Origin of the sequence: Streptomyces stoeckheimensis (assembly GCF_045822005.1) — a bacterium.
Lineage (GTDB): Bacteria > Actinomycetota > Actinomycetes > Streptomycetales > Streptomycetaceae > Streptomyces > Streptomyces stoeckheimensis.
Genome location: NZ_CP169550.1, coordinates 5,800,268 through 5,812,688 on the forward strand (window position 1 = coordinate 5,800,268; position 12,421 = coordinate 5,812,688).

General features: G+C 70.9%; 11 protein-coding genes. 7 read left to right on the forward strand and 4 right to left on the reverse strand.

Annotated features, from left to right (window positions below; all coding sequences use genetic code 11):
• Positions 1 to 26: 26 nt before the first annotated feature.
• From ACE1OC_RS26340 to ACE1OC_RS26350, 3 genes are all read left to right on the forward strand, one after another.
• Positions 27 to 263 carry a hypothetical protein gene (locus tag ACE1OC_RS26340; protein ID WP_407839084.1) on the forward strand — a complete coding sequence of 79 codons (237 nt, stop codon included), beginning with the start codon at positions 27 to 29 and terminating at the stop codon, positions 261 to 263.
• A complete protein-coding gene (locus tag ACE1OC_RS26345) occupies positions 260 to 943 on the forward strand; it encodes a hypothetical protein (protein WP_407839085.1) in 684 nt (227 codons plus the stop codon). Before ACE1OC_RS26340 ends, ACE1OC_RS26345 begins: the two co-directional genes overlap by 4 nt.
• 113 nt (positions 944 to 1,056) lie before the next feature.
• Positions 1,057 to 4,926, forward strand: coding sequence for an ABC transporter ATP-binding protein (locus ACE1OC_RS26350; RefSeq protein WP_407839086.1), 3,870 nt, complete (start codon positions 1,057 to 1,059; stop codon positions 4,924 to 4,926).
• Between the two features lie 120 nt (positions 4,927 to 5,046).
• On the opposite strand, the gene ACE1OC_RS26355 is transcribed toward ACE1OC_RS26350, so the two are convergent.
• Positions 5,047 to 5,469, reverse strand: coding sequence for a hypothetical protein (locus ACE1OC_RS26355; protein ID WP_407839087.1), 423 nt, complete (start codon positions 5,467 to 5,469; stop codon positions 5,047 to 5,049).
• A 414-nt stretch (positions 5,470 to 5,883) separates the two neighbouring features.
• On the opposite strand from ACE1OC_RS26355, the gene ACE1OC_RS26360 reads away from it, so the two are divergent.
• Positions 5,884 to 6,642, forward strand: coding sequence for a hypothetical protein (locus ACE1OC_RS26360; RefSeq protein ID WP_407839088.1), 759 nt, complete (start codon positions 5,884 to 5,886; stop codon positions 6,640 to 6,642).
• A gap of 140 nt (positions 6,643 to 6,782) precedes the next feature.
• On the opposite strand, the gene ACE1OC_RS26365 is transcribed toward ACE1OC_RS26360, so the two are convergent.
• The 3 genes from ACE1OC_RS26365 to ACE1OC_RS26375 form a co-directional block, all read right to left on the reverse strand.
• Entirely contained in the window at positions 6,783 to 7,205 is a 423-nt protein-coding gene (locus ACE1OC_RS26365; protein WP_407839089.1) for a hypothetical protein, read from the reverse strand.
• 305 nt (positions 7,206 to 7,510) lie between these two features.
• Positions 7,511 to 7,933 (reverse strand): hypothetical protein, encoded by a 423-nt coding sequence (locus ACE1OC_RS26370; protein WP_407839090.1) that lies wholly within the window; start codon positions 7,931 to 7,933, stop codon positions 7,511 to 7,513.
• Positions 7,934 to 8,062: 129 nt separating this feature from the next.
• Positions 8,063 to 8,617, reverse strand: a complete 555-nt coding sequence (locus tag ACE1OC_RS26375; protein WP_407839091.1) for an EF-hand domain-containing protein — start codon at positions 8,615 to 8,617, stop codon at positions 8,063 to 8,065.
• Positions 8,618 to 8,716: 99 nt separating this feature from the next.
• On the opposite strand from ACE1OC_RS26375, the gene ACE1OC_RS26380 reads away from it, so the two are divergent.
• The 3 genes from ACE1OC_RS26380 to ACE1OC_RS26390 all read left to right on the forward strand — a co-directional run bounded on the left by ACE1OC_RS26380 (position 8,717) and on the right by ACE1OC_RS26390 (position 12,387).
• Positions 8,717 to 10,348: an aldehyde dehydrogenase family protein gene (locus ACE1OC_RS26380; protein WP_407839092.1), complete on the forward strand. Its 1,632-nt coding sequence runs from the start codon at positions 8,717 to 8,719 to the stop codon at positions 10,346 to 10,348.
• An 83-nt stretch (positions 10,349 to 10,431) separates the two neighbouring features.
• Positions 10,432 to 10,833, forward strand: coding sequence for a hypothetical protein (locus ACE1OC_RS26385; RefSeq protein WP_407839093.1), 402 nt, complete (start codon positions 10,432 to 10,434; stop codon positions 10,831 to 10,833).
• Between the two features lie 84 nt (positions 10,834 to 10,917).
• Positions 10,918 to 12,387, forward strand: coding sequence for a S28 family serine protease (locus ACE1OC_RS26390; protein WP_407839094.1), 1,470 nt, complete (start codon positions 10,918 to 10,920; stop codon positions 12,385 to 12,387).
• The last annotated feature ends 34 nt before the right edge of the window (positions 12,388 to 12,421 follow it).

The following is a 12,421-nucleotide window of genomic DNA, read 5'->3' on the forward strand; positions in this document are numbered from 1 at the left end:
TTTGGTCGCAGATCTCTGGGGGAGCGGTGTCGTTCGACGGGATCAGCCCTTCATCGGAGGAGGGCGTCCTCCTGAAGGACGTCATCGCGGCGGACACCTTCGAGCACACCATCAGTTCGACCGCGACGGCCGCCGACCAAGCGGCCCGCGATCGGCAGACCACCCTCACCTACCTCATGGCCCGCCGCGTCACCGACGCCCTGGGCTGCGAGAACAAGCCGCTGGAGCAGGCTCCCGCGGTGAAGTCGGGAGACACCCAGTGAACGCCATCTCGACCGCGGCCAAGCGGTCCGTCCTCGCCCTCGTCTGCCTGGTGGCGGCGGCCGGATGTTCCACCGAGCAAGCAGGGCCCCGCGCCGCCGACCCGTGCGCGATCGCCGATCCGTCGGCCGAGAGGGACCTCATCAAGCAGATCACCGGGTCCGGCGACTTCGACACCCGGGTCAACGCCACCACCGCGCACCTGGTGGACAGCCTCAAGGGGGACCTGCGGTCGCTGCCGTCGACGCCGTGGCTCATGTGCGGGTACGTCCCCACCCAGGGGAAGGACGCGAGCCGCGTACAACTGCAGGTCCGCTGGCTGTACCGGGAGTCCAAGGAGCAGAACCCGCAGGGCACCGTGCCCGTTGAGGCGAACGGGGCCGTCGGCTGGGCCGGCGACACCGGGTCGCAGCTGCGCGTGCGCTGCGACATGCCCGGCGACCTCCGCGGCCAGTCCGACAACGCCCTGCTGGCGGTGGAGGAATCCTTCAGGATCGGCGCCCCCCGGCCGAACATGACCCAGGCGGACCGGGACCGGCAGACGTCCCTCACCTATCTCATGGCCCGCCGCGTCGCCGAGGCCCTCGGTTGCGAGAACAAGCCGCTGAAGCGGGCGCCCGTGGTGAAGGTGCTGCCTTCGCCCACGCCCACGCCGACGCCGACGCCGACGCCCAAGTCCTGACCCCGGCACGGACGGCCCTGCCGACGCCGTGGCCCCCGTAGGCCTCCCCGGCCCCCGTAGGCGCAACCCCGCGCGCGGAACCCGCGCAACCCAGTTCGAATTGTTGCGGCGGGATGAAATCCGCCGGTCGGAGCGTTGGGGCTTCCGGTAGGGCAGGACGAACGGGGAGGCAGTACGTGGCTACGGCGACGGCGGAAACGGCGGCTGGAAGCAAACAGGGGTGGGGGAGGCGGCTCGCCGCCTACACCTGGCGGTACAAGGTCAACGTGCTGCTGGCCCTCGGGTCCTCGCTCGGCGGCATGGCCGTCATGGCGCTCGTACCGCTCGTCACCAAGGTGATCCTCGACGACGTCATCGGCGACCAGAGCAAGCCCATGGGGCCCTGGGCCCTGATGCTCATAGGCGCCGCGGTCCTCGTCTACGTGCTGACCTACATCCGCAGGTACTACGGCGGCCGGCTCGCCCTCGACGTGCAGCACGACCTGCGCACCGACATGTACGACACCATCGCCCGGCTGGACGGCCGCCGTCAGGACGAGCTGTCCACCGGGCAGGTCGTCGGGCGGGCGACCACCGACCTCCAGCTGATCCAAGGGCTGCTCTTCATGCTGCCCATGACCATCGGCAACTTCCTGCTCTTCGGGATATCCCTCGGGATCATGCTGTGGCTCTCGCCGCTGCTGACCGTCGTCGCCCTGCTCATGGCCCCGGCCCTCTGGTTCATAGCCAAGCGCAGCCGCAAGAAGCTCTTCCCCGCCACCTGGTACGCCCAGAGCCAGGCCGCCGCCGTCGCCACCGTCGTCGACGGGGCCGTCACCGGCGTCCGCGTCGTCAAGGGCTTCGGCCAGGAGGAGCAGGAGACCGGCAAGCTCCGCGACGCCGGCCGCCGGCTGTTCGCCGGACGGATGCGCGGCATCCGGCTGAACTCCCGCTACACCCCCGCCCTGCAGGCCGTACCGGCCCTCGGCCAGGTCGCCATGCTGGCCCTCGGCGGCTGGATGGCCACCAAGGGGCAGGTCACCCTCGGTACCTTCGTCGCCTTCTCCACCTACCTGGCCCAGCTCGTCGGCCCCGTCCGCATGCTCGCCATGGTGCTCACCGTCGGCCAGCAGGCCCGCGCCGGCGTGGAGCGGGTCTTCGAGCTCATCGACACCGAGCCGGTGATCCGGGAGGGGACGAAGGAGCTCCCCGCGGACGCACCCGCCACCGTCGAGTTCGACGACGTGCGGTTCGGGTACGACCCCGAGCGGCCCGTGCTCGACGGGTTCGGCCTGTCGATCGCCGAAGGGGAGACCGTCGCCCTCGTCGGGTCCTCGGGCAGCGGGAAGTCCACCGTCTCGCTGCTGCTGCCCCGCTTCTACGACGCCGACCGCGGCGCCGTCCGGGTCGGCGGCCACGACGTGCGCGAGCTGACCTACGACTCGCTGCGCGACGCCATCGGACTGGTCCCCGAGGACTCCTTCCTCTTCTCCGACACCATCCGCGCCAACATCGCCTACGGCCACCCCGGCGCGACCGAGGACCAGATCCTGGCCGCCGCCCGCGCCGCCCAGGCCGAAGGGTTCATCGAGGCCCTCCCCGCCGGGTACGACACCAAGGTCGGCGAGCAGGGCCTGACCCTCTCCGGAGGCCAGCGCCAGCGCATCGCGCTCGCCCGCGCCATCCTCACCGACCCCCGCCTGCTGCTCCTCGACGACGCCACCTCGGCCGTCGACGCCCGGGTCGAGCACGAGATCCACGAGGCGCTGCGCGCCGTCATGGCCGGCCGCACCACCCTGCTCATCGCGCACCGCCGCTCCACGCTCGCGCTCGCCGACCGGATCGCCGTACTGGACCACGGGCGGCTCTCCGATGTCGGTACGCACGAGGAGCTGGAGCGCCGCTCCGCCCTGTACCGGCGGCTGCTCACCGACCCGGACGCGCTGGGCGCGGGCTCCCCGCGGACGCCCGAGGCGCCCTTGATGGAGGAGTTCGAGCGCGACATCGAGCGCGACATCGAGCGGGACATCGAGCTCGAAGCCGAGATCGACTCCGAGCCGGTGAACGCCAAGCGCCGGGTGGCCGGCGGGATCACCCCCGAGCTCTGGCAGCGCCAGGAGGAGGCGGACGACAAGACCACCGCCCCCGCGGGGATGTCCGCCACGCCCGAACTGCTCGCGCAGGTGGCCGCGCTGCCGCCCGCCGACGACACCCCCGACGTGGACGAGACCCGCGCCGCGTCCTCCGAGGACAGCTACAACCTGGGCCGCCTGCTGCGCGGTTTCTGGGCCCCGCTCGCGATATCCCTCGGCCTCGTCGCCCTCGACGCCGGCTCCGGACTGCTCCTGCCCATCCTGATCCGCCACGGCATCGACCAGGGCGTCGAAGCGGCCGCGCTCGGCGCCGTCTGGGCGGCGTCCCTCCTCGCGCTCGGCGTGGTCCTGGCCCAGTGGGCCGCGCAGTTCGCCGAGACCCGGATGACCGGCCGCACCGGCGAGCGCGTGCTCTACGCCCTGCGCGTCAAGATCTTCGCCCAGCTCCAGCGCCTCGGCCTCGACTACTACGAGCGCGAGCTGACCGGCAAGATCATGACCCGGATGACCACCGACGTGGACGCCCTGTCCAGCTTCCTGCAGACCGGGCTCGTCACCGCCGTCGTCTCGGTCCTCACCTTCTTCGGCATCCTGGTCGCCCTCCTCGTCCTGGACGTGGAGCTGGCACTGATCGTCTTCGCGACGCTGCCCCTGCTGATCATCGGCACCGTCTTCTTCCGCCGGAAGTCCGTGGCCGCCTACGAGCTCGCCCGCGACCGGGTCGGACTGGTCAACGCCGACCTCCAGGAGTCCGTGGCCGGACTGCGCATCGTCCAGGCCTTCCGCCGCCAGCGCTCCGGCGCCGTCCGGTTCGCGGAGCGCAGCGACTCGTACCGCGAGGCCCGGGTCCGCGGCCAGTGGCTGATCTCGGTCTACTTCCCCTTCGTGCAGCTGCTGTCCTCCGGGGCCGCGGCCGCCGTGCTGATCGTCGGCGCGGGCCGGGTGGAGGCGGGCACGCTCACCACGGGCGCGCTGGTCGCGTACCTGCTCTACATCGACCTGTTCTTCGCCCCCGTCCAGCAGCTCTCACAGGTCTTCGACGGCTACCAGCAGGCCACCGTCTCCCTCGGCCGGATCCAGGGCCTGCTGCGCGAGCCCACCAGCACCCCCCGCCCGGCCGACCCCCGGCCGGTCCCCGAGCTGCGCGGCGAGATCGCCTTCGAAGGGGTCCACTTCTCGTACGGCACGGCCGAGGAGCGCGGGGAGAAGGAACCGGCGCTCACCGGGATCAGCCTGCGCATCCCCGCCGGGCAGACCGTCGCCTTCGTCGGCGAGACCGGAGCCGGCAAGTCCACGCTGGTCAAGATGGTGGCCCGGTTCTACGATCCGACCTCCGGCCGGGTCACCGCCGACGGGGTGGACCTGCGCGAGCTGGACCTGACGGGCTACCGCCACCGCCTCGGCGTGGTCCCGCAGGAGCCGTACCTCTTCCCGGGAACGGTCCGCGACGCCATCGCCTACGGGCGGCCCGAGGCGAGCGACGCCGAGGTGGAGGCCGCCGCCCATGCGGTCGGCGCCCACGCCATGATCGCCACCCTGGACGGCGGCTACCTGCACACCGTCACCGAGCGCGGCCGCAACCTCTCGGCCGGCCAGCGCCAGCTGATCGCGCTGGCCCGCGCCGAGCTCGTCGACCCCGACGTGCTGCTGCTCGACGAGGCCACCGCCGCCCTCGACCTGGCCACCGAGGCCCTGGTCAACCAGGCCACCGACCGGCTCGCGGGCAAGCGCACCACCCTGGTCGTGGCGCACCGGCTGACCACCGCCGCGCGCGCCGACCGGGTCGTGGTCATGGACCGCGGCCGGGTCGCGGAGGACGGCACCCACGCCGAGCTGCTGGCCCGCGGCGGCCGGTACGCCGAGCTGTGGCGCACCTTCGCGGGCGAGGACGAGCCGGCCGCAGTGGCGTAGGACGGGACGGGTCCGAGCGCACGAGCGGGCGCCGGAGAGGCTCGGCCTCTCCGGCGCCCGCCGGGTGCGGTGGCGCCCCGGAGTGTCCGGGGCGCCGGCTTTCTGGGTGGCTTGCCAGGCTCAGTTGCCGAGCTTGTTCTTGAGCTGGTTCTTGAAGGTCTGCTTGTTGACCTTGTTCAGGTTTCCGCCCTTGCCGTTGCCGTCGCCGCCGACGGCGGTGGCGTCGCCGGTGTTGATGGCGTCGGCGCTGGAGTCCCCTCCGCGGGCGTCGCCGGTGTTGATGGTGCACTTGCCCTTGCAGTTGCCGACGCCGGTGTTGGCGTCGCCGCCGCGGGAGTCGCCGCCGACGGTGGTGTTCTCGGCGTTGGCGTCGCCGCCGGTGCCGATGCCGTCGGCGCTGTCGTCCTGGACGAGAGACACCGCGTGGTGCGGGGCGGTCGTGGGGGCGGCCATCGCCGTGGCGGGGAGGGCGATGCCACCACCCAGCAGGGCGACGGAAGCGGAAGCGAGGACGATGCGGCGGGTCGACAGGATCTTGAACATGGTCGTTCTCCATTCGGAAAAGAAAGGAAAGAAAGGGAGGGGATTCGAGGTGATTCCCTGCCCTCTGGTTCTTCCGGTGTTTCCCGGTGAGGGCGTACTTCAAATAAACCCGATGGCGGGAATCGCGTCACGCCACTCACATTCGGGGCTTGACGCTCAGGGTCGATCTTGGTAATTCCGGTCGCCCCGCCCCGGGAACCCCGGGCTGCCCGCGTAAGACCTCGAGGACGTGACAACACGCCGTGCATGGACGCATCCGTACGGTGACCGTATCCGCGCGATAGCGTCGGCCCCGATCAAACCCCAGGGGATCCCCGCGTCCGTATCTCACGGACGTATCTGATCGGCGGCCTCGGCGCGCGCACGCTTGGCCGCAGTCGAATTGCTCCGCACGACAACCCCGGAGAATTTCCCATGAACGAGCGTTCCTGGACCCGTCGCATCGTGCTGGCCACGGCATCCGTGGCACTGGCCGGCGGCATCGCCCTGCCCGCGACCGCGATGGCCGCACCCGCAGCCCCGTACTACGGCCACAGCAGCATCAGCGCCCTCGCGGGCAACGCTTCCCCCGGAGCCTGTGAAGGGTTCTGCGAGGGGAGCAACAACATCGCCACGGGCGACGGCGTCTCCGGCAGCTGCACGGGCCTGTGCCGCGACAGCACCAACACCGCCGTGGGGGAGCGCGTCTCCGGCCTGTGCGCGGGCCTGTGCGGCGACAGCACCACCACCGCGGTCGGGGCGGGTGCGTACAACGAGTGCACGGGCCTTTGCGGCACCAGCACCAACACCGCCGTGGGCGACGGCGCCTCCAACCGGTGCAACGGCCTCTGCTTCGACAGCGTCAACACGGCCGTGACCGCCGACGTTCTGAGCCGCAGCAGCCACGTGGCCTCGAGTTCGACCGGAAAGGCCGTGCGGGGCGGGGACGGAGGCGGGGGCGAGCGCAGGGGCGGTGACGCCAGCGCAGTCAGCGGCTCCGCCAATGCCGAGAACACCACCGTCGGCGGCACGGCCACCTCGGGCTCCGCCGCTTCCGGTGTGGGCACCTGTATCGGCCGGTGCACGATCACCACCGGGAACGCGACCAGCGGCAACGCGAGCGCCGACGCGATCAACACCGGTGACGCGACCGCGGTGAGCGGCGACGCGACCGCCACGGGCGGCAACGCCTGATACCGAGGGCGAACGCCTGACGATTGGGAGCACAGGGCGGACGCCGGAGGGGCTGGGCCTCTCCGGCGTCCGTGGCGCGCGACGGCGCCCCCGGGGATTCCCGGGGGCGCCGTTGTGTGGGGTGGCTGGGCTTGGTGGGCTTAGTTGCCGAGCTTGTTCTTGAGCTGGTTCTTGAAGGTCTGCTTGTTGACCTTGTTCAGGTTTCCGCCCTTGCCGTTGCCGTCGCCGCCGACGGCGGTGGCGTCGCCGGTGTTGACGGCGTCGGCGCTGGAGTCGCCGCCTCGGGCGTCGCCGGTGTTGATGTCGCACTTGCCCTTGCAGTTGCCGACGCCGGTGTTGGCGTCGCCGCCGCGGGAGTCGCCGCCGACGGTGGTGTTCTCGGCGTTGGCGTCGCCGCCGGTGCCGATGCCGTCGGCGCTGTCGTCCTGGAGGACGGACACCGCGTGGTGCGGGGCGGTGGCGGGGGCGGCCATTGCGGTGGCGGGGAGGGCTATGCCACCACCCAGCAGGGCGACGGAAGCGGAAGCGAGGACGATGCGGCGGGTAGACAGGATCTTGAACATGGTCGTTCTCCATTCGGGAAAGGAAGGGAAAGGGAGGGGATTCGAGAATCGTCCGGATAAAGGATCCGGGGCGATTTCCTGCCCTCTGGTTCTTCCGGTGTTTCCCGGTGAGGGCGTACTTCAAATAAACCCGATGGCGGGATGCGCGTCACGCCACTCACATTCGGGGCTTGACGCAGGGAGCCCCTTCTTGTAAAAGCGCTGTTCGAGTCTCCTCGTACACGCACCGGAGCCCCGGGTCCGTCGTACGGACCCGGGGCTCCGGGGTGGTGTCCCTCGCGGGCGGTAGGGATCGCGGTCGATCCTCAGGTCCTCGCGTGGTTGGACACATTCGGGAGGTCGTTCGCCGCTCCGCCGAACAACTCTCCTTCGAGAACCTCTTCGGGAGGCCCGCAGGGGGCCCTTACGCACTGCCACTCCGGCTTGTCGGGAGCCTGGAAGACAGGGGGGCGTACGGGGTCGTGCTTGCCGGGGCGCTTGCCGGGCTTTCCGTTGCCCCACTTGCCCGGGGTGTCCTCGGCGGGCGGGTCCGTGCGGATCACGGTGTCGTCGGGGCCGCTGCGGTGCAGGAGGGTGGACTCGTTGCCGGTGGTGTCGTCAGCCCTGACCGCGTGCGAATGCGCGGGTGTGGCGGCGAGTGCGGTCGCGGGTGCGAGCACGCCGCCCGCGACGATGGCCGCCGATGCGGCGAACAGGACGAGGCGCGGCTTCCTGAAAACGTGGTTCATGACTGCTCTCCTCTGGTGAGCGAGGCGGACGGGGTTTCGTCCCAGTACGCCCCGCCACCCGAGCGGTGTCACGCCCCGGAATCTCGCGGCTTGACGGAATCCGGCGCCCCGGCTAGGCCGCTCTCAGGGCTAGAGCTCGCCGAAGAGCAGGTTGCCCGGGGCGTCCTCCGCGGTGCCGGTGTAGTACTCCCGCACCGCGCCGAGGAGCTCGTCCACGGACAGGAACCCGTCGTGGTCCGCGTCGATCCGGGCGAAGAGCGCCTCCGCGTCCTCGCGGCTCAGCTTCGTGTCGAAGGCCGTCTGGGCCTTCAGGAACTCCTCGGGGCTGATCCGCCCGTCGTCGTCCTTGTCGACGACCAGCAGCATCGCGTGCGCCATCGGCCGGAACGACCTGTCGTAGGCCGCGCCGTCGTCCTGGAAGAGGCGCGTCATGCCCTGCTTGTACTCCTCCGGCGTGACCTTCCCGTCCCGGTCCATGTCCAGCTCGGTGAAGAGCTCCTGCCAGAAGTCGACCAGCCCGCCCATCACCTGGGTCGCCTTGGGGGAGGTGGCCGGCTCGCCGAGGGCCGACAGCAGACGGGAACCGAGCCCGATGATGTCGTGCTCGTCGATCACCTGGTCCTCGTTGACGTCGAGGTGGGCGAAGGCGCGGTCCAGCTTGCGGTCGAGCAGGTCGTTCGTCATTTCAAGTGCCTTTCACGGCTACGGTGCGGGGTCCCGCGTTCACCTAGCGTAATCTCCTGCGTGATCACGAACTCCCGTTATCCCGCTAGGAAGTTGTGGATGCACTCTTACGAGGTATGGGTCAACGGCGTCGAGGAGCCCGGCACCCGATGGGTCTACTGGCCGCGGGTGGGTCAACTCCTGCGCGAGCCGTTCGAGGTGCTCGGGCTCAAGGCCCGGCTGGAGCGCGGCGAGGACCTTCCCTACGACGACCGGCTGCTGGCCGGCCGGGTCGCCCTGTCCGCCCCCGCGCAGGGTCTGCGCGCCCTGGCCGCCGCCCGCGCCGCGCAGCCGGGATGGGCGGCGGTCCCGCTCGCGGACCGGATGGAGCTGCTGCACGGCATCCACCGGGCCGTCGCCGAGCGGCGCGAGGAGCTGACCGGGCTGCTGGTCGCCGAAGGCCACCCCGTCCGGCTGGCCGCCTGGGAGCTGGACTCCGTGACCGCCTCCTTCCACCCGGACTCCGTCGCCGACTTCGCCGCGCGGCTGCGGGAGCCCGAGCGCACCTCGGCCGGCCGCCGGACCCGCATGGTGCGCAAGCCGGACGGCGTGGTGTGCCTGAGTCCGCCGCGCAACGCCCCGACCTCCAACTCCTTCTACGGGGCGCTGGCGCTCGCCGCGGGCAACAGCCTGGTCGTCAACGCGCCGCCCACTGCCCCGCTGGGCGTCAGCTTCGTCTACCGGGAGCTCGTGGCCCCGCTCCTGGAACGGCTCGGCGCCCCGCCCGGCACCCTGAACGTGGTCTGCACGCACGCCCGCGCCGTGGTCCGCCAGTGGCTGGACAGCCCCGACTGCGACGACCTCGTCTTCTTCGGCGGCTCCGAGCAGGGCCTCAAGCTGGAGCGGGAGTGCGTGGCCGCGGGGAAGAAGCCCGTACTCGAACTCTCGGGCAACGACGGGGTGCTGGTGTGGCGCGACGCCGAGGTCGACCTCGCCGCGCGGGCCCTGTGCGAGCGGTACTACGGCTCCGGGCAGATCTGCATGACCCCGAAGTTCGCCATCGTCCATCCGGAGGTGGCCGACCGGCTGCTGAAGGAGCTGATGGAGCAGGTGCGGGAGATCCGGCCCGGGCTGCCGGAGGATCCGCGCACGGTGCTGAGCCCGGTGGTCAAGCGGGCGGAGTTCACCGAGTTCGTCGGCGAGGTGCTGGCGGCCGGCGGGGAGCTGCTGTGCGGCGGCGAGTTCGTCGACGTGGACGACGAGCCCTCGTCGGCGGGACCGTTCATCCGTCCGGCGGTCGTCCGGGTGGACGGGCTGGCCGCGGCCGCCCGGCTGCGCGCCTTCCGTGAGGAGACCTTCTTCCCGCTGCTGTGCGTGGTCGTGCCCGAGGCACCGGTCCGGCTGGAGGAGGCGATCGGCTTCCTCAACGCCAACCGCTACGGACTGCGCAACTCCCTGTGGACCCAGGACGAGCGGGTCGTCGAGCGGTTCTGCGAGGAGGTGGTCAACGGCGGCATGCTGAAGGTCAACGACTCGCACATCGGCTGCCTGCCCTCGGTCCCGTACAACGGCGGCACGGGAGCCACGGGCGGGATCTTCGGCGAGGCCAACATGCCCGCCGTGCGCACCACCCACCTCCAGTCGATCGCCGTCGCCACCCTGGTCCGGCCGCGGGAGTCGGTCTTCGACCACGCGGCGGCCTGCGGGGCGGGACCGGCGGAGGCGGCGGGCTCGGCGGCTTGCATGGGCTGAGTTCTTGTTCCGAGCAACCAATCGGGGCGACCTGGCGTCGTACGAACGTACGCACGTTGTACGTACGACCGATGGGGGACAGGGTGTTGAAGGCGCGGAACCCGCGCAGGCGATGGGCCGCCTGCGCGGGCGTGATCACCATGACGCTGTGGCTGGCCGTGGCCGGACTGCTGACGGCGCAGCCCGCCCAGGCGGCGACCGGCGGGTGCGCGGGGAACCTGGTGCGGACGCTGCCGTTCTCCACGGGTGAGGTGCGCGTCTACAAGACCCGCGACCGGGCCTGCGCGGTGGCGGTCGCCCGGGAGCCCGGACAGCGGCGGGCGATGTCGGTGAGCATCCAGCCGCGCGGCGGCTACCCGGTGCGCGATGCGGGGCAATTCACCCGGTACGCCGGCCCCGTCACCGTCCACGCGATCAACCGCTGCGTGTATGTAAGGGGGAGCGTGGGGGCCGGATCCGTCGATTCCGGCTGGATCCTTTGCTGATGGAGCGGCCCAACTAGGTCTGTTCAGCCGCATGTTCTCCCGGCTAGGTTCACGGCGACCGATGTGAACTCATGGGGAGTGTGAATGCGCAAGAAGCTCGGATGGCTGCTGTCGCTCGCGGTGCTGATCGGCACCGCGGGTACGGCCGGCACCACGGCGCAAGCGGCCACCGCCGCGGAACCGTCCGCCGTCACGGATGCCACCGCCACGGATGCCAAGGCCGCCACGGAAGACATCAAGGACCGGATCCTCGCGATCCCGGGGATGAGCCTGATCGAGGAGAAGCCGTACCCCGGCTACCGCTTCTTCGTACTGAACTACGAGCAGCCGGTGGACCACCGCGCGCCGTGGAAGGGCACCTTCAAGCAGCGCATCACCCTGCTGCACAAGGACGTCACGCGGCCCACGGTGTTCTTCACCTCCGGCTACAACGTCAACACCAACCCGCGCCGCAGCGAGCCGACGACCATAGTCGACGGCAACCAGGTGTCGCTGGAGTACCGTTTCTTCACCCCCTCCCGCCCCGATCCGGCCAACTGGGGGAACCTCGACATCTGGCAGGCCGCCAGTGACCAGCACCGCGTCTTCACCGCCCTGAAGAGGATCTACAAGAAGAACTGGCTGGCCACGGGCGGCAGCAAGGGCGGCATGACGGCCACCTACTTCGAGCGCTTCTACCCGCGCGACATGGACGGCGTCGTCGCGTACGTCGCCCCCAACGACGTGGTGAACAAGGAGGACTCGGCCTACGACCGGTTCTTCGCCAAGGTCGGCACCAAGGAGTGCCGCGACAAGCTGAACGCGGTGCAGCGCGAGGCGCTCGTGCGCCGCGAGCCGCTGGAGGCCAAGTACGCGGCCGCCGCCGCCGAGAACGGCTGGACCTTCACCACCGTCGGCAACCTCGACAAGGCCTTCGAGGCCGTCGTCCTCGACTACACGTGGGCCTTCTGGCAGTACAGCCTGCTCGCCGACTGCGCTGCCATCCCGGCCGCCGCCACCGCGAGCGACCAGGAGATCTGGGACACGGTCGACGCGATCTCCGGCTTCTCGGCCTACGCCGACCAGGGCCTGGAGACGTACACCCCGTACTACTACCAGGCGGGCACCCAGCTCGGTTCCCCCGACATCAAGCAGTCCCACCTGGACGGCCTGAGCCGCTACGGCTACCAGCCGCCGCGCAACTTCGTGCCCCGCGACATCCCGATGACCTTCCAGCCGGCGGCGATGCGGGACGTGGACACCTGGGTGAAGAACAACGCGAACCAGATGCTCTTCGTCTACGGACAGAACGACCCGTGGGGTGCCGAACCGTTCCACCTCGGCTACGGGGCCCGCGACAGCTACGTGATGACCGCTCCGGGCGCCAACCACGGAGCCAACGTCTCCAAGCTCATGGAGGCCGAGAAGGCGCTGGCCACCGAGAAGATCCTCAAGTGGGCCGGAGTGGCCCCGGCCGCCGCGCCCACCGGCGCCGCGAAGGCCGCGCCGCTGGCGAAGCCGGACGCGCAGCTCGACCAGCAGGACATCGAGCGCGAGCCGATGCTGCGCCCGTAGCCCCGCAGGAGGACCCGGGAAGGGGCCGCGGGAG